Origin of the sequence: Streptomyces sp. NBC_00996 (assembly GCF_045162675.1) — a bacterium.
Taxonomy (GTDB): Bacteria; Actinomycetota; Actinomycetes; order Streptomycetales; family Streptomycetaceae; genus Streptomyces.
In genome coordinates this window covers 10,212,408-10,227,807 of sequence record NZ_CP108723.1, presented here as the reverse complement: position 1 = coordinate 10,227,807, position 15,400 = coordinate 10,212,408, and the positions used below count along the sequence as shown (strand labels likewise).

Below are 15,400 nucleotides of genomic sequence, written 5' to 3'. Positions count from 1 at the left end.
GCCCGTCGGGGAGCCGGGCGCCGTCAGGTGCCCCGCTTGCGGCCGTACACGAACACGTCGTCGCCGGTCTTCAGCAGCGACCAGTACTTCTTCGCCGTGGCCGTGGTCATGTTGACGCAGCCGTGCGAGCCGGGCGGGTTCCACATGCTCACGCCGACCGAGTGGAAGGCCTGGCCGCCGTCGAAGAACTGGCTGTAGGGCATCGGCACGTTGTAGATGGTCGAGACATGGTCGATGTCCCGCCAGTAGATCTTCTTCAGGCCGGTACGGGTCTCGTATCCGTCACGCCCGGTGCGGACCGGCACCGGCCCGTGGACGAGGGTGCTGCCGTCCTGGATCCAGCTGAGCTGGAGCGTCAGGTTGACGCAGGCGATGCGGCCCTTGTTGACCGGGCACTTGCCGTCCTTGTTGGGGTTGTTGCCGACGGCCTTCTGCTTGTTCATGAGGTCCATCACGCCCCAGGTGACGGGTCCCGCGTACCCGATGTTCGGGGTGATGCCGTGCTTGGTCTGGAAGGCCTGGATCACCTTGCAGTCTGCGGTGGACTGATGCCCGTCGACCGGCCGACCGAGGAACTTCTCCACCTGCTTCTGATACGGGCCGGTCTGTGTCGTGCAGCTCGCGGCCTGCGCGGGCGTCGTGCCCAGCGCGAGGGTCAGCGGTGCGACCAGTCCGGTGATCCCGAGCGCGACGGCTCCTCGTCTGCGTATGTCCCCCATGGCGGGCCTTCCCTTTCCTGCTGCTCGCGTTTCCTGCCTGGTAGACCCGCGTCGGGGGGCGTGCGTTGTAGGGGAGATGGGGCTGCGACCAAACGGTGACTTTTCTCGTAGCCTTGCAACACTTTTGGACGCCTCTGATGTGGGGCCTTGAGGAATAGGGCCTGCCCGGCACGATCGAGGTATACGAGAACAACGTCAGCCTCTGTCTGGAACGGTGTGACGGGGCTGACGTCCGTCCAGTCCTGGACAAGCCGACCGCCAGCGCCCACCTCGCCGTCCTTCTGGCGGAACGTGGCGCTCGCCGGGCGGCTGGGCGAGCGGATCTCCAAGAGGTTCCTCGGCTGCGGCTCCTCACGCCGGTCCGGCTCAATGTCGTCTGCTTCACCCTCGCCGACGAGCCCAGCGAGGAGCGGGTGCACGCGCCGGCCCACGCGGTCGCCGCCTCGGGCGAGGCCTTTGTGACGCCGACGTTCTACGCCGGGACGCACGCGCTGCGGGCGGCGTTCAGCAACTGGCGTACCTCCGAGGCAGATACGGACCGGGTGTTCGAGGCCCTCAAGCGCCACTGCGCGGACCTCCGCCCCTAAGCACCGCCGTGTTGCTTGATCGTCTGCCGGAATCCCGTGTTGACCGCCAGCAGGCCCCCGTCCACGCACAATGTCGTTCCGGTGATCCACGCCGCGTCACGCGAGGCGAGGAAGGCGACGGCGGCCGCGATGTCCTCCGGCTCGCCGACTCGCCCCAGCGGATAGACGTCCGAGACCAGGGCGAGGTCGGCCTCGCGGCCTTCCCAGGCCGTGGTGCGGACCGTGCCGGGTGCCACCAGGTTGACGCGCACGCCACGCGCCGCGGCGTGGCCGGCCAGCGTGCGGGTCAGCGACATGAGCCCCGCCTTGGCCGCACTGTAGGCGTGGTTGCCGAAGTCCTGGATGCCGTTGACGGAGCCGATGCTCACGATGGCGCCACGGCCCGAGGCCACCAGGTGCGGAAGTGCGGCGCGGGCGCAGCGGTAGGCACCAGTCAGGGTGATGTCGAGGTCGCGGGCCCACACCTCGTCCGGCTCGTCCTCGAAGAGCGGCTCGTCGGGGGTGCACCAGCACGCGTTGTTGACCAGGACGTCGAGCGAGCCGAAGGCGTCCACGGCGTACGCGACGGCCGCCTCGACCTGCGCCCGCGCGGCCACGTCGCACCCCAACGCCTCGGCCCGCCCGCCGAGTTCACGGATCGACGTGGCTGTCTTCTCCGCCTCGGCCAGGTCCACGTCGGTGACGAGTACGTGGGCGCCCTCTTCGGCCAGTCGGCGGGCGGTGGCCGCGCCGATGCCGCGGGCCGCGCCCGTGATCAGAACTCCGTGTCCCTCGAAACGCCTCATCGCAGTCATGGCAGGGAAGGTACTGCCGTGATCGTCACGGGGACAGATACCGTGCGCCCATGTCCGCGTTCATACAACAACTCCCGGCGCTGATCGGCGTGGTCATCGGTGCCCTCGGTTCGTACCTGGCGATCGTGCGGGGTGATCGGGCCCGGTTCCGCAGGGAGCGAGCGGTCCGCTGGGAGGAACGGCGGCTCGCGGTGTACGCCGACTACGCTCAGTGCCTCAAGAAGACGATCACGCTGACGTACCGGGCCGCGGCCCATCTCGGCAACGACCCTCACCCTCACCCCTTGTCGGCCGAGGAGGCGGCGCCCCTGCTCGCCGAGGCCGCGGATGCCGGGGACCCGGCCGGAGAGGCGCTGCTGCTCCTGGGCACCCCGGCGGTGGTGGCGAAGGCACGGGCCTGGGTCGTGATCGTGATGGACATGGAGCGGTTCCTGAACGAGGGGACGCGTGATCCCGAGGCATGGCAGGCCCTGCTCGAACGCCAGCGCCTGGGACGCGAGGCGTACTACTCGGCGGTCCGCGACGATCTGGCGCTCCCGTCCGGGAATCCGGCGCCCTGGCAGGTCCCACCGCCTCGGCCGGGCATCTGAACACTCAGCGGTACCCCGTCGTGTCCGCCGACTTGCCCGCGTCCTGCACCTCGACGAGGTAGCGCCAGGCGTCCGGGCGGCTGCCGTCACGGTCGGTGAAGCCGTACACCTGGGCGAGCTGCCCGCTGGAGAGGGACTCCCCGTTCCAGCGGGCGACGTCCGGGTCGGCGGCCAGGGCGGCGACGGCACGGCCCACGTAGAACGGCGTCTCGGAGATGCCGAAGTGCGGGTTGCGCCCCAGGGCGTCGCGCCAGTTCTCCTCGGTGACGCCGTAGTTGTCGAGCATCATCTCCGAGCGCAGCCAGCCGGGTGTCAGCGCGACCGCGGTGGCGCCGCGCGGGCCGAGCTCCTGTCCCAGGGCGAACGCCATGCGCAGGACCGACGACTTGGCGAGGTCGTAGAAGAAGGAGACCCGGTAGGCACCCCGGTTGTACTCGGCGGTGCCGTCGGTCATCTCGACGACCAGGCCGCCGGGATGACGCAGCAGCAGGGGAAGCGCGTGATGGTTGATGATCGCGTGGGTCTCGACGGCGAGGCGCAGCAGCCTGAGGCCGTTGTCGAGGTCGTGTTCCCAGACCGGGGTATCCCACTCGAAGAGCTTTTCGCCGCCCCAAATGTCGTTGACCAGGACGTCGAGCCGGCCCTGTTCGTCCGCGATGCGCGCGACGAGGGCCTGGACCTCCGCCGGAACGAGGTGGTCGGTGGGGACCGCGATGCCCCGGCCGCCTGCCGCCGTGACGAGGTCCGCGGTGTCCTCGACGGTCTCCGGGCGGTCGTACTCCGAGCGCCGCTCGCGTGTGCTGCGCCCGCTCACGTACACGGTGGCGCCGGCAGCGCCGAGTTCCACGGCGATCCCGCGTCCCGCGCCGCGGGTCGCTCCCGCGACCAGTGCGGCCTTGCCCCGCAGCGTGCCTTCCAGCGGCCCTGACATGTCCGACCTCCGTGCTCGTGGAACCGACGGTGCCTTCCCGTCGGTGGTCCTCCGAGCGTCTCCCGGAAGTCGGACATCTCCTGTCAGGTTTCTTCGGTCCGTTCCGTCGTGTCCCGGCGTGTCGGTGTCAGTGGCCGCGCGCGATCCACTCCTCCAAGTGCGGCGCCTCGGCCCCGATCGTGGTCGACTCCCCATGGCCCGTACGGACGACCGTGTCGGCCGGAAGCCCCAGCAGGCGCTCACGGATCGACTCGACGATCGTCGGGAAGTGGGAGTAGGAACGACCGGTGGCTCCCGGTCCGCCCTTGAAGAGCGTGTCGCCCGTGAAGACCGTGCCCAGGCCGGGGTCGTACAGACAGACCGCGCCCGGGGCGTGGCCCGGGGTGTGCAGGACGGTCAGGTCGGCGCCGGCCGCCTCGATCACCTGGCCGTCCTGCAGCCAGGCGTCCGGGAGGCGGTCGGGGTGGGTCATCTTCCACAGCTGCAGGTCGTCGGGGTGCAGCCAGATCTTGGCACCGGTGCGCTCGGCGAGGGCCGGAGCGGCGTCGATGTGATCGTTGTGAGCGTGTGTGCACACGATCGCCAGCAGCCGCCGGTCGCCCACCGCCTCGGCGATGGCGTCGGCGTCGTGGGCGGCGTCGATGACGACGGCTTCGTGGTCGTCGCCGACGATCCACACGTTGTTGTCGACCTCCCAGGTGCCGCCGTCGAGCGAGAACGTGCCCGAGGTGACGAGGTGTTCGATGCGCGCGGTCATCAGAGCACCACCACCGAGCGCAGCACGTCGCCGTGGTGCATCCGCTCGAAGGCCGGCTCGATCTCGTCCAGGGCGATCGTCTCGCTGACGAACACGTCGAGGTCGAGGCGGCCCTGGAGATGCAGGTCGATCAGCATCGGGAAGTCTCGGGAGGGCAGGCAGTCGCCGTACCAGGACGACTTGAGGGCGCCACCGCGTCCGAAGACGTCGATCAACGGCAGTTCGAGCTTCATGTCCGGCGTGGGTACGCCTACGAGCACGACCGTACCGGCCAAGTCACGGGCGTAGAAGGCCTGCTTGTACGTTTCCGGACGGCCCACGGCCTCGATCACGACGTCCGCGCCGAAGCCGCCGGTGAGCTCGCGGATGGCCTCGACGGGATCGGTCTCGCGGGAGTTGACGGTGTGCGTGGCGCCGATCCGCTCGGCGGTGGTGAGCTTCCGGTCGTCGATGTCCACGGCGATGATCTTCGCCGCGCCGGCGAGACGGGACCCGGCGATCGCCGCGTCACCGACACCTCCGCAGCCGATGACGGCGACCGTGTCGCCCCGGCCGACGTTCCCGGTGTTGATGGCGGCCCCGATCCCGGCCATCACTCCGCAGCCGAGGAGCCCGGCCACCGCCGGAGAGACGGCCGGGTCGACCTTGGTGCACTGTCCGGCGGCGACCAGCGTCTTCTCGGCGAAGGCGCCGATGCCGAGGGCCGGTGACAGCTCGGTGCCGTCCTTGAGCGTCATCTTCTGCTTGGCGTTGTGCGTGTTGAAGCAGTACCAGGGCCGCCCGCGCAGACAGGCCCGACACTGCCCGCACACCGCACGCCAGTTGAGGACGACGAAGTCGCCGAGCGCGACGTCCGTGACACCGTCGCCGACCGACTCCACGATGCCGGCCGCCTCGTGGCCGAGCAGGAACGGGAAGTCGTCGTTGATGCCGCCCTGTTTGTAGTGCAGGTCGGTGTGGCACACCCCGCACGCCTGGATCTTCACCACGGCCTCGCCCGGCCCCGGATCCGGCACGACGATGGTCTCGACACGCACCGGCTCGTTCTTGCCCGGTGCGATCACGCCCCGTACTTCCTGCGCCATGTGATGAGCCCTTCCGTAGGTCGACGTTCCGTCAACCGACCCTACGGTGTGACCGACCGGTAGAAGGCCAGGCGAGGTCCGGCGCTCGCGCTCCAGGTGTGCCGGGCGGCCGTGCCGAAGGACTCGAGGCTAGTGCCGCGTCAGCCGAGGTTCGCCCCGTCGCGACGCCCGGCACGCTCCCCCACTGCCTCAAGGGCGTGGGAGGTGCCCCCACTCGCCGCACCGGCCGAAAGCCCAAGTACATCCAGTACGAGGACTTCCGGCCGGCACTCCCCCAGCCTTCGGCCGGGGGGACCCCCAGAGCACGCACCGGACGCCGCTCCTTGACGGGCAAACCTTGGCTGACCCGGCACTAGAAGAGGGTCTCGCCGACGGTGAGGACGTGAGCGCCGGGTCCGGAGCGCCGGGCCGCGCGCGCGAGCCGGGCGTACGCCCACGCCGTTGGGGATGACCCGCGGTCAGGTCCCAGCCCGCCCCGGGTTCGTCCGCGACCGAGCGCGAGACACAGATGTGCGCGCAGGGCTCCGTGCCGGCCCGTTCGTGGCTCTTGGTCCGCACCGGCGTTCCCTGTCCGCCCCGGCGCCGACGTAGCCTGAATGGCCCGCACCGAACTCCCGCGAGGAGCACCGTGAGTCTCACCGACGCCGAGCCCGACGAGCCCACGTGGCGCCTGCTGCTCGGGTACGTACAACCGCATCGATGGGCGCTGCTGGCGGGTGCGCTGCTGGCACTCGCGACCGGGGCCACCGGTCTGGTGCTGCCGCTGGTGGCGCGGGGCCTCATCGGCGACCTGTCGCACGACCGGCCCATCGGGCGCGCGCTGGTCGGCATGGCGGCGCTGGTGGTCACCAACGCGGCGGTGGGAGCGCTGGGTTCGTATGTGCTGCGGCGCACCGCCGAGTCGGTGGTGCTCGGCGCGCGGCGCGCCCTGTCGTCGTATCTGCTGCGACTGCGCATACCGGCCGTGGACCGCAGCGAGCCCGGCGACCTGATGGCCCGGATCACCTCCGACACGACGCTGCTGCGTGAGGTCACCACCGATTCCCTCGTCGGCCTCGGCACCGGCGGCCTCACCCTCGTCGCGACGGTCGTGATGATGGGGCTGGTGGACTGGGTGCTGCTGGGCGTCACTCTGGGAGTGATTCTCTGCGCGGGCACCGTGCTCGGCGTGATCGTGCCGCGCATCAACCGGGCGAGCAAGCAGGCTCAGGACGCCGTCGGCGTGATGGGCGCCTCGCTGGAACGGATCCTCGGCGCGCTGCGCACGGTCAAGGCCTCAGGTGCCGAGCACCGCGAGGAAGAGACCATTCACGCGGCGGCCGAGGAGTCGTGGCGGCAGAGCGTACGGGCCGCCAAGTGGTCGGCCGCGGCGGGCAATACGGCCGGTCTGGCGATGCAGATCGCCTTCATCACGGTCCTCGCGGTGGGCGGCGCGCGGGTCGCGACCGGCGCGATCGACGTGGGCACGCTGGTCGCCTTCCTGCTCTACGTGTTCTATCTGATGTCGCCGATCCAGCAGGTGGTGGGCGCGGTCACGCAGTACCAGACCGGTGCCGCCGCGCTCGCCCGGATTCAGGAGGCGCTGCGGCTGCCCGCCGAACCGGCGGCCCTGCCCGCGCCGTTGCCGACTCCGGGCGCCGAGCCCGCCACGCTTTCCTTCGACGAGGTCCGCTTCCGCTACGCCGACGATCTGCCGTACGTCCACCACGGTGTGACCTTCGCCGTGCCGCCCCGCGGCATGACCGCGTTCGTCGGTCCCTCCGGGGCGGGCAAGACCACCGTCTTCTCGCTCATCGAGCGGTTCTACGACCCCGAGGCGGGCGTCATCACCCTCGACGGCCGTGAGCTGGAGCGCTGGGATCTGCCCCAACTCCGTTCCGCCATCGGCTATGTGGAGCAGGATGCCCCTGTCCTGTCGGGGTCGCTGCGGGACAACCTGCTGCTCGGCAACCCGGACGCCGACGACACGGATCTCACGCGCGTGCTGAAGACGACCCGGCTCGACGGGCTGGTCGCCCGTCTGCCGCGTGGCCTGGACACGCTCGTCGGCCACCGGGGCACCAAGCTGTCCGGCGGCGAGCGCCAGCGCGTCGCCATCGCCCGCGCCCTGCTGCGCCGCCCCCGGCTGCTGCTCCTCGACGAGGCCACCTCGCAGCTCGACGCCGTCAACGAAGCCGCGCTTCGCGACACCGTCGCCGATGTGGCCCGCACGACCACGGTCCTCGTGGTCGCGCACCGACTGTCCACCGTCACGATGGCCGACCGCATCGTCGTCATGGACGCAGGCCGCGTCCGCGCCGTGGGCACCCACCGCGAACTCGTGGCCGCGGACCCGCTGTACGCCGAACTGGCCGCCACCCAGTTCCTCGCGACCGCCGGCTGAGCGCCTACAGGTGCCGGTGGAAGAAGTTGACGACGGTGTCCCAGGTCGGACCGCACGGCCGCGCCTCGGTCCCCTTGCCCTCGCGCGAGGAGATGGTGAACGCGTCCCGCTTCACGACCGGGTCGGTCAGAAAGTCGTTCCACGGACCGTGGTCGGCGTGCGGCAGGGTGATCAGCTCGACATCGGCGCCCGCCTTCGCGAGCGCCTCGTAGAAGAGTTCGCCCTGGCCGTACGGGACGATCCGGTCGGCCTTTCCGTGCAGGATCAGGAAGGGCGGGGCGTCTTGGCCGACGTACGTCGACGGACTTGCCCTGCGGGCGAGTTGGGGCCGCTGCTGGAGTGGGCCGCCGAGCAGCCGGGACTCCGCTGACTCGGGGTCGTCATGGCCGTACGGGCTGCCGGGGAAGCGCGTGAACTCCTGGAGCGTGCCGGGGAGCATCTGCTCGTCCATGCTCAGCAGCTCGGTCGGCGGGTAGACGGGTACGGCGGCACGGATGCCGTCGACGGTCAGCGCGGCCAGTGCCGCGGCCCAGCCGCCCGAGGACTCGCCGAACATCCCGATGCGCCCGGGGTCGAGGCCATACGATGTGGAGTGCGTGCGGAGGTGGTGGATGGCCTCCTCGATGTCGCGCAGTTGCCCGGGGAAGCGGGTCTGCGCGCTGGAGCGGATGGCCAGCCCGGCCACGGCGAAGCCGTGCGGGTTCAGTCGCCGGGCCACCACCTCGGCGTCGTCCCGGCCGGTGTCGGCCAGCCAGCCCGAACCGTGGCTCCAGATCACCAGTGGCCGGGGACCGTCACCGTCCGGGACGTACAGATCGATCAGCTGGCCGTCGAGTCCGTCGCCGTACGCGATGTCCTTGAGTTCCTTGGCCATGGATCAGCTCTCCTTTTATGGTGATGTTCTCTTTCCGCCACGAAGGGCGCTCGTCCACGCGGCGACCACTCCAAACTAGGCGGGGAGTGACGTCCCACTCGGATACACAGGCGACTGATGATGGTCACAAACCGACACTCGGCCGGGCAGGCCATCCCCGAGGTCGTCTTCGCGGCGCCGGTCGGCACTCCGGCGGGCCTGGAAGTGATCTCGCTGGCCGATCTGCGTTCCAGGGCCGACGGCCGCGGGGTGGATCTCGGCGTGCCGCAGCGCCCGGGCTTCCACCACGTGCTCACGCTCACCTCCGGCACGCTGCGCCAGACCGTGGACTTCACGGGGTACGTCCTCGATCCGGACTCATGGCTGTGGGTGCGCCCCGGTCAGGTACTCCAGTGGGGCGATCTCGAGAAGGCCGAGGGCATCCTGATCGTCTTCGAGCGGGACTTCCCTGACCCGGCCACCGTCGGCGCGGCCCGGGTGGACGATCCGGAGGCGCCCGTGCTGCGCGCCCCGGCGGCCGAGGATGCCGAGGCGCTGCGTCTCGCGGCCACGCACCTGGAGCACGAGTTCCGGGCCCGTGGGCGGCTGCCGCTCGACGCCCATGTCGCCGTGCTGCGCCATCTCCTGGACGTCCTGATACTGCGCGTGGCCCATCTGGAGGGCCCCGGCGGCCGCACCGCCGAACCGAGCGAGACCTTCCTGCGCTTCCGTGCCGCGGTCGAGCGGGACTTCGCCCGGACGCGCCGCGTGGACGACTACGCCGCCGCGCTCGGGTACTCCACCCGCACCCTGTCCAGGGCCACCCTCGACGCGGCGGGCGTCGGCGCCAAGGAGTTCATCGACCGCCGGGTCGTCCTGGAGGCCAAGCGGCTGTTGGCGCACACCGACCTCGCCGCCGCCCGCATTGCCGCCCAGCTGGGCTTCTCCAGCGCCACGAACTTCGCCAAGTACTTCCACCAGCGCGCCGGGCAGGCCCCCATCGCGTTCCGCGGTGCCGTACGAGGTCGGGCCGCAGGCGTCCGGTGAGGGTGGGCCCGGACCATTGACATCCCGCGCCTCCCGCGCCGGCACCATGCCCCCTCATCGAGTGAACAGAACTTCAGCATGCGAACTGCTCCCGCGTCTCCCGCCGGGAGTGACGTACACCGTGGTCACGGTCACGTGTGTCCGCCTCTACAGCGCCCAGGTGAAGGTGTACGCCCGTGAGAGACGGCGAGCCCCGGCAGAACGTCGATGTTCTGCCGGAGCCCGCCGTACCGTCCCGCGTCTGCCGCCTACTCGATGCCCGAAAGCAGCCCGGTCACCGGCGCGGCCAGGTCGGTCACCTGGTGCAGTTGGTTCAGGTCGTTCAGCCGGTTGAGCCCGGCGAGCTGCCTGGACGGGCTCGGAACCTCGGACCGGTGCTCCGCGGGAATGTCGCTCATCGCGAGCGAGTCGAGCTGGGCGATCGGGTTCAGCTTCCCCGCGTCGTGGGCCTCGGAGCCCGCCGCGTTCGCCATCGGCGCGGCGAGGCCCGTGACACCGACGGCGAGACCAACGGCGGCGACCATACGTCGTGTTGAGATCATGCTTTCAGCAACGGGCCCGGGGTCCGGGCGGACACGGCCGGGTCCCCTCGCTCACCCGTCAGGCGCATCGGGGCGGCTGCGCTTGCCGTGGGTCGAGCAGCGGAGGAGTCTCGGAGGAGAGGCCTACGCGGCCCACTCCTCGCTGGGCCGCGGCCTTCCAAGGAGGTCGATCATGGGCACCGCGGCACCCCTTGCCTTCGACACCGAAGCGCTGCGCCGGGGCATAGAAGGACACAGTGCGGCAGCTCTGCTGGCGCTCTACGCCGACGACGCGGAACTGCGCGTCGTCGACCGCAACACGCAACCCAGCCACCCGATGATCAAACACGGTCGCGACGAGATCGCCGAAATGCTCAGCGACGTCTACAGCCGCGACATGACGCACAAGCTGGACCAGTGCGTCATCCAAGGGGACCATGTCGCCTACACCGAGTCCTGCGAATACCCGGACGGCGTGCGGGTGCTGGCCACTTCGATGATCTCTCTGCGCGACGGCAAGATCGTCGAACAGACCCTGGTCCAGGCATGGGACGAGTAGGAAGGGACTGGCCGAGGGTCCAGATCAGATCCCGTCTGACCTGGACCTTTTCGGCGAGTACGACGATGGGGCGGTCGCGCAGGCACCGGGATCGGCGGCCACGACCAGTTTCCGCAGCAGGTCTGCGAGCATCCGCCTCTCTGCTGGGCTCAGTACTGCGAGCAGCGCGTTGTCACCCTTGCCCGGCGACACCGCGTGCTGCTCGAAGGCACCGAATCCGCCGTCGGTGAGCCGTACCCGTACCCAGTGGCGGTCGTGTTCCGGCGGCCTGTGCCGCATGCCGGGCCTGGAGTGCGGGCCCGGCGAGGATCGCCTCCTTGACCGGGTCCGTCCAGCGAGCGGCGAGGACTCGGGGGCTTCCGAGCCGCGCTGGTGGTCCCGTCCTCTCGGCCGCCTCGGTGTGCAGGCGGCGCTGCGCGCTACCGCCGGGCCGCGTAGGACCGGGGCGGGCTGCTCGCCCCGCAACACGGTTTCCGACCCATCGACGGCAACGAGATCGGCGAACGGGAGACGGCGACGTCGGCCGATACCCGAGCGGCGAAACGGGCATCGAAGGAATCCTCGCGGTGCGACGGTCATGTTTGTGCGAGAGCCTGGGGACAGGGGAGCCCACCCGACAGTGGCGACGCATATCCAGTTGACACTCGCGCCTAGCGAGAAAGGCGGGCGGCGATGAGCGCTTCAGACACGGGCGCCGCGGGCCGGGGCCAGGGCGAGATGGCCCAACTCTCGGTGATCGCGTTGAGCGTCAACGATCAGGTGCGGCGGCTCGAGGTGGATCCACGGACTTCACTGCTCGACGCGCTGCGTGAGCATCTGCGCCTGAGCGGGACCAAGAAGGGGTGTGATCACGGGCAGTGCGGCGCCTGCACAGTGCTGATCAACGGTCGGCGCGTCAACTCCTGTTTGACGCTGGCTGTGATGCATGAGGACGACGAGATCGTGACGATCGAAGGCCTGGGCGATCCCGATGCCCAACACCCCATGCAACGCGCCTTCGTCGAGCGTGACGGCTTCCAATGCGGTTACTGCACTCCCGGCCAGATCTGTTCGGCTGTCGGCATGCTCGCCGAGGTGGAGGCAGGTTGGCCGAGCCACGCCACCGCCGACGTGTCATCGTCGCGCATCGCATTGACCGATGAGGAGATCCGCGAGCGGATGAGCGGCAACATCTGTCGGTGCGCCGCCTATCCGAACATCGTCGCGGCGATCCGCGGCATCGCGAGGAGCGGCCTGGAATGAGATCCTTCACGTACGAGCGAGCGACGGACGCACAGGCCGCTGTCACCGCGGTGTCCAGAACCGGCGCCAAGTTCATCAGCGGCGGCACCAATCTGCTCGACCTGATGAAGCTCGACATCGAGCATCCCAGCCATCTGGTCGACATCAGTCGACTTCCGTTGCGGGACATCGAGGAGCTGCCGGACGGCGGACTGCGCATCGGCGCCCAGGCGGCGAATTCCGACGTGGCCGCCGATGCCCGAGTGCGTACCCGCTATCCGGTTCTGTCGCAGGCGCTGGTGGCCGGCGCCTCGGGCCAGCTGCGCAACAAGGCGTCCACCGGCGGAAATCTGTTGCAGCGCACTCGCTGCCCCTACTTCTACGACACCGCTGCGGGGTGCAACAAGCGGAATCCCGGGTCCGGATGCTCGGCGATCGGCGGATTCAACCGGATACACGCGATTCTCGGCGCCAGCGGCTCCTGCATCGCTACCCATCCTTCGGACATGGCCGTCGCGATGACCGTGCTGGAGGCGGAGATCGAGCTGCTCGACGCCGACGAGTCGGTACGCCGCGTCGTCATCACGGACTTCTACCGGCTGCCGGGCGATACGCCGCACATCGAGACCGTGCTGCGGCCCGGCGAGATGATCACGGGCGTGATCCTGCCCCCGCCCCCGCCGGGCCGGCAGATCTACCGCAAGGTGCGCGATCGGGCGTCCTACGAGTTCGCGCTGGTCTCCGTGGCGGCTGCCGTCTCGGCCGATCAGGGATCGATAGGTGAGGCACGGGTGGCGTTCGGCGGTGTGGCGCACAAGCCGTGGCGGTCCTTCGAGGCGGAGGCCGCGCTGACCGGCCGTCCGGCCACGATGGCCACCTATCGCGCCGCCGCTGAGGCGGCGATGCGCGACGCCGTGGGGCAGGGGCACAACGACTTCAAGATCGAGTTGGCCAAGCGCACGCTGTGCCGAACGCTCGCACAAGCGGCCCGGTCGAGCTGAGGAGGCGACATGATCGGGCAAGCCTTGAACCGCGTCGACGGCCCGTTGAAGGTCGCCGGCCGAGCCACCTTCGCCTACGAGCATTGGGAGGCCGGCCAACCGCTCTACGGGTTCATCGTCGGCGCAACGATCGGCAAAGGCCGCATCACCCGGATCGACACCGAGAACGCCGAACGCGCTCCCGGCGTGCGCATGGTGATGACCCATCTCAATGCCCCGGCGCAGGGCCCCCGCGACGAGTCCATTCCGTTCGAATACTGGCGCGCCCAGCCGGTGCTGACCGGCCCGGATATTCACCATTACGGCGAGCCGGTGGCACTCGTCGTCGCCACGACCTTCGAGCAGGCCCGAGCGGCGGCCGATCTCGTCGACGTCGAATACGTCAGCGGACGGGGGCGTTTCGACTTCGCGGACGAAGACGAGACATATATCCCGAAAGTGGTCAATGCTGGATTCCCCACCGACACCGAGGTGGGCGATTTCGATGCCGGATTCAGCAACGCGGAGGTCAGAGTCGACGAGCAGTACACGACGCCGTACGAGTTCTCCATGCCGATGGAACCGAACGCGTGCCTGGTGGAGCCACGTGGCGAGGACCTCGTCGTCTACGTCAGCTGCCAGATCGTCGATGCCGCTCAGACCTCGGTCGCCGGCACGCTTCGCATCGATCCGGCGCGGATCCACATCGTCACCCCCTTCGTCGGCGGGGGATTCGGCTCCAAACTGGGCATCCATTCCGAGACGATCCTCGCAGCGCTCGCCGCCCGCGAGTTGAGCCAACCGGTCAAGGTGGCGCTGACCCGGCAGCAGATCTTCCAGCTCGTCGGTATGCGCCCCATATCCAGCCAGCGCGTTCGGCTGGGCGCGGGGCGCGATGGACGGCTGGCTGCACTCGCCCACGAGGTCACCATGCACACCAACCCCGACATCGAGTACGCCGAGCAGACCGCCGCCACGACCCGCAGCCTCTACGCCGCGCCCCACCGGTTGACGAGCCACCGGCTGAAGCCCCTGGATCTGCCGCGCGGGACAGACGTCCGCGCGCCGGGCGAAGCGCCGGGCATGCTGGCGGTGGAGTCGGCGATGGACGAGTTGGCGCACGCGCTCGGAATGGACCCGGTCGAGCTGCGGATCCGCAACGAGCCCACCGTCGATCCCGAGCGAGACGTGCCGTACAGCGACCGGCACCTGGTCGACTGCCTGCGCGAAGGCGCGCGCCGGTTCGGCTGGGAGCACCGCCCCGCCACCCCGGCGAGTATGCGTGAGGGACAGTGGTTGATCGGCTACGGCATGGCTGCCGCCATCCGCGGGCATTTCCAAGGGCCGACAACGGTGCGGATGCGGTTCGAGGCGGACGGCACCGCCGTCGTCCAGACGGACATGACCGACATCGGCACGGGCACCTACACCATCCTGACGCAGGTTGCGGCCGACGGGCTTGGACTGCCGCCCGATCGGGTGCGCATTGAGCTCGGGCGATCCGAGTTTCCCACCAGCTGGGGGTCCGGTGGCTCGTGGGGCGCCGCCAACTCGTGCACCGCGGTGGATCAGGCCTGCACGGCCCTGCGCGAGCAGTTGCTGTCCGCTGCGCGCGGCGACGCACGCTCCCCGCTGCACGGCCGGGACACGGCAGACGCCGTGTTCGCCGATGGCAACGTGCGCATCGGTGACGCGTCCGAGGCGCTGAGCGAGATCGTCCGACGCAACCACCCCGAAGGCGTGCAGGCGGTGGGCGAGACCCGCTTCATGGGCGATGATCCGAACTACACGGCCTACTCGATCCACTGCTACGGGGCCCATTTCGCTGAAGTGGGGGTCGACGCGGACACCGCCGAGATCCGTCTGCGGCGGATGCTTGGCGTGTTCTCGGTGGGCCGCGTGCTCAACGCGAAGACGGCCCGCTCACAGCTGATCGGCGGCATGATCTGGGGCGCCGGCGCGGCCCTCGAGGAAGAGGCCGTCATCGACCCGCGATCCGGCGCCTTCGTCAACCGGGATCTCGCCCAATACCTGGTGCCGGTTCACGCCGACGTCCCCGACGTCGACGCCGTCGTCCTCGACGGGTACGACGACAAGGCCAACGTCCTGGGCGCGAAGGGCGTCGGTGAGCTGGGCATCTGCGGGGCCGGTGCGGCGGTCGCGAACGCGGTGTTCAACGCCACCGGCGTGCGCGTGCGCGACTTCCCCATCACCCTGGAGAAGCTGTTGCCCGGTCTACCACCGATGGACACCTGAGTCTGTGACGACGGTGCCATTTACCGGCCCGTACGCGTGAGCCGACGGTGTCCGGACACCCATCGCCGTCGGGGCGAGCGACGAAGGCCCGGTCATGGAACCGCGGGCCCTTCGCCC

The 15,400-nt window shown here is 69.8% G+C and carries 16 protein-coding genes; 8 read left to right on the top strand and 8 right to left on the bottom strand.

Annotation, left to right across the window (positions count from 1 at the left end):
• Positions 1-23: 23 nt before the first annotated feature.
• Complete coding sequence (locus tag OG390_RS47360) at positions 24-719, bottom strand: L,D-transpeptidase (RefSeq protein WP_406176758.1); 696 nt, start codon at positions 717-719, stop codon at positions 24-26.
• A 413-nt stretch (positions 720-1,132) separates the two neighbouring features.
• On the opposite strand from OG390_RS47360, the gene OG390_RS47355 reads away from it, so the two are divergent.
• Positions 1,133-1,306 carry a hypothetical protein gene (locus tag OG390_RS47355; protein WP_406176756.1) on the top strand — a complete coding sequence of 58 codons (174 nt, stop codon included), beginning with the start codon at positions 1,133-1,135 and terminating at the stop codon, positions 1,304-1,306.
• Here OG390_RS47355 and OG390_RS47350 read toward each other — a convergent pair.
• Positions 1,303-2,100, bottom strand: a complete 798-nt coding sequence (locus OG390_RS47350) for an SDR family NAD(P)-dependent oxidoreductase (RefSeq protein WP_406176755.1) — start codon at positions 2,098-2,100, stop codon at positions 1,303-1,305. The two genes, OG390_RS47355 and OG390_RS47350, sit on opposite strands and share 4 nt — an antisense overlap.
• A gap of 50 nt (positions 2,101-2,150) precedes the next feature.
• Here OG390_RS47350 and OG390_RS47345 point away from each other — a divergent pair, with 50 nt between their 5' ends.
• On the top strand, positions 2,151-2,690 hold the full coding sequence (locus OG390_RS47345; protein ID WP_406176753.1) for a hypothetical protein: 540 nt from the start codon (positions 2,151-2,153) through the stop codon (positions 2,688-2,690).
• A gap of 4 nt (positions 2,691-2,694) precedes the next feature.
• Here the strand turns inward: OG390_RS47345 and OG390_RS47340 are convergent, their stop codons facing one another.
• From OG390_RS47340 to OG390_RS47330, 3 genes are all read right to left on the bottom strand, one after another.
• Positions 2,695-3,621, bottom strand: a complete 927-nt coding sequence (locus OG390_RS47340) for an SDR family oxidoreductase (RefSeq protein WP_406176751.1) — start codon at positions 3,619-3,621, stop codon at positions 2,695-2,697.
• A gap of 127 nt (positions 3,622-3,748) precedes the next feature.
• The gene (locus OG390_RS47335; protein ID WP_399082436.1) at positions 3,749-4,378 is read right to left on the bottom strand and encodes an MBL fold metallo-hydrolase; all 630 of its coding nucleotides are present in this window, start codon (positions 4,376-4,378) and stop codon (positions 3,749-3,751) included.
• The gene (locus OG390_RS47330) at positions 4,378-5,463 is read right to left on the bottom strand and encodes an S-(hydroxymethyl)mycothiol dehydrogenase (RefSeq protein WP_406176749.1); all 1,086 of its coding nucleotides are present in this window, start codon (positions 5,461-5,463) and stop codon (positions 4,378-4,380) included. Before OG390_RS47330 ends, OG390_RS47335 begins: the two co-directional genes overlap by 1 nt.
• A 628-nt stretch (positions 5,464-6,091) precedes the next feature.
• On the opposite strand from OG390_RS47330, the gene OG390_RS47325 reads away from it, so the two are divergent.
• On the top strand, positions 6,092-7,846 hold the full coding sequence (locus OG390_RS47325) for an ABC transporter ATP-binding protein (RefSeq protein ID WP_406176748.1): 1,755 nt from the start codon (positions 6,092-6,094) through the stop codon (positions 7,844-7,846).
• Positions 7,847-7,850: 4 nt separating this feature from the next.
• Here OG390_RS47325 and OG390_RS47320 read toward each other — a convergent pair whose 3' ends face one another.
• Entirely contained in the window at positions 7,851-8,720 is an 870-nt protein-coding gene (locus tag OG390_RS47320; protein ID WP_406176746.1) for an alpha/beta hydrolase fold domain-containing protein, read from the bottom strand.
• Positions 8,721-8,837: 117 nt separating this feature from the next.
• Here OG390_RS47320 and OG390_RS47315 point away from each other — a divergent pair, with 117 nt between their 5' ends.
• Positions 8,838-9,746 (top strand): helix-turn-helix transcriptional regulator, encoded by a 909-nt coding sequence (locus tag OG390_RS47315; protein ID WP_406176744.1) that lies wholly within the window; start codon positions 8,838-8,840, stop codon positions 9,744-9,746.
• A gap of 248 nt (positions 9,747-9,994) precedes the next feature.
• Here OG390_RS47315 and OG390_RS47310 read toward each other — a convergent pair whose 3' ends face one another.
• The gene (locus tag OG390_RS47310) at positions 9,995-10,288 is read right to left on the bottom strand and encodes a hypothetical protein (RefSeq protein ID WP_406176743.1); all 294 of its coding nucleotides are present in this window, start codon (positions 10,286-10,288) and stop codon (positions 9,995-9,997) included.
• Positions 10,289-10,460: 172 nt separating this feature from the next.
• On the opposite strand from OG390_RS47310, the gene OG390_RS47305 reads away from it, so the two are divergent.
• Complete coding sequence (locus OG390_RS47305; protein WP_399082455.1) at positions 10,461-10,826, top strand: nuclear transport factor 2 family protein; 366 nt, start codon at positions 10,461-10,463, stop codon at positions 10,824-10,826.
• Between the two features lie 24 nt (positions 10,827-10,850).
• Here the strand turns inward: OG390_RS47305 and OG390_RS47300 are convergent, their stop codons facing one another.
• On the bottom strand, positions 10,851-11,105 hold the full coding sequence (locus OG390_RS47300) for a hypothetical protein (RefSeq protein ID WP_406176742.1): 255 nt from the start codon (positions 11,103-11,105) through the stop codon (positions 10,851-10,853).
• Between the two features lie 393 nt (positions 11,106-11,498).
• On the opposite strand from OG390_RS47300, the gene OG390_RS47295 reads away from it, so the two are divergent.
• From OG390_RS47295 to OG390_RS47285, 3 genes are read left to right on the top strand one after another with little or no spacing between them, the layout of a single operon-like run.
• Positions 11,499-12,068 carry a 2Fe-2S iron-sulfur cluster-binding protein gene (locus OG390_RS47295; protein WP_406176741.1) on the top strand — a complete coding sequence of 190 codons (570 nt, stop codon included), beginning with the start codon at positions 11,499-11,501 and terminating at the stop codon, positions 12,066-12,068.
• The gene (locus OG390_RS47290) at positions 12,065-13,048 is read left to right on the top strand and encodes an FAD binding domain-containing protein (protein WP_406176739.1); all 984 of its coding nucleotides are present in this window, start codon (positions 12,065-12,067) and stop codon (positions 13,046-13,048) included. The genes OG390_RS47295 and OG390_RS47290 overlap by 4 nt, the downstream gene beginning before the upstream one ends.
• A gap of 9 nt (positions 13,049-13,057) precedes the next feature.
• Entirely contained in the window at positions 13,058-15,283 is a 2,226-nt protein-coding gene (locus OG390_RS47285) for a xanthine dehydrogenase family protein molybdopterin-binding subunit (protein WP_406176737.1), read from the top strand.
• Positions 15,284-15,400: the final 117 nt, after the last annotated feature.

What these genes read in the sequence shown, in the direction of transcription:
- OG390_RS47360 (WP_406176758.1), bottom strand. Translation starts at nt 719, where the DNA reads ATGGGGGACATACGCAGACGAGGAGCCGTCGCGCTCGGGATCACCGGA.
- OG390_RS47350 (WP_406176755.1), bottom strand. Translation starts at nt 2,100, where the DNA reads ATGACTGCGATGAGGCGTTTCGAGGGACACGGAGTTCTGATCACGGGC.
- OG390_RS47345 (WP_406176753.1), top strand. Translation starts at nt 2,151, where the DNA reads ATGTCCGCGTTCATACAACAACTCCCGGCGCTGATCGGCGTGGTCATC.
- OG390_RS47340 (WP_406176751.1), bottom strand. Translation starts at nt 3,621, where the DNA reads ATGTCAGGGCCGCTGGAAGGCACGCTGCGGGGCAAGGCCGCACTGGTC.
- OG390_RS47335 (WP_399082436.1), bottom strand. Translation starts at nt 4,378, where the DNA reads ATGACCGCGCGCATCGAACACCTCGTCACCTCGGGCACGTTCTCGCTC.
- OG390_RS47330 (WP_406176749.1), bottom strand. Translation starts at nt 5,463, where the DNA reads ATGGCGCAGGAAGTACGGGGCGTGATCGCACCGGGCAAGAACGAGCCG.
- OG390_RS47320 (WP_406176746.1), bottom strand. Translation starts at nt 8,720, where the DNA reads ATGGCCAAGGAACTCAAGGACATCGCGTACGGCGACGGACTCGACGGC.
- OG390_RS47315 (WP_406176744.1), top strand. Translation starts at nt 8,838, where the DNA reads ATGATGGTCACAAACCGACACTCGGCCGGGCAGGCCATCCCCGAGGTC.
- OG390_RS47310 (WP_406176743.1), bottom strand. Translation starts at nt 10,288, where the DNA reads ATGATCTCAACACGACGTATGGTCGCCGCCGTTGGTCTCGCCGTCGGT.
- OG390_RS47305 (WP_399082455.1), top strand. Translation starts at nt 10,461, where the DNA reads ATGGGCACCGCGGCACCCCTTGCCTTCGACACCGAAGCGCTGCGCCGG.
- OG390_RS47300 (WP_406176742.1), bottom strand. Translation starts at nt 11,105, where the DNA reads ATGCGGCACAGGCCGCCGGAACACGACCGCCACTGGGTACGGGTACGG.
- OG390_RS47295 (WP_406176741.1), top strand. Translation starts at nt 11,499, where the DNA reads ATGAGCGCTTCAGACACGGGCGCCGCGGGCCGGGGCCAGGGCGAGATG.
- OG390_RS47290 (WP_406176739.1), top strand. Translation starts at nt 12,065, where the DNA reads ATGAGATCCTTCACGTACGAGCGAGCGACGGACGCACAGGCCGCTGTC.
- OG390_RS47285 (WP_406176737.1), top strand. Translation starts at nt 13,058, where the DNA reads ATGATCGGGCAAGCCTTGAACCGCGTCGACGGCCCGTTGAAGGTCGCC.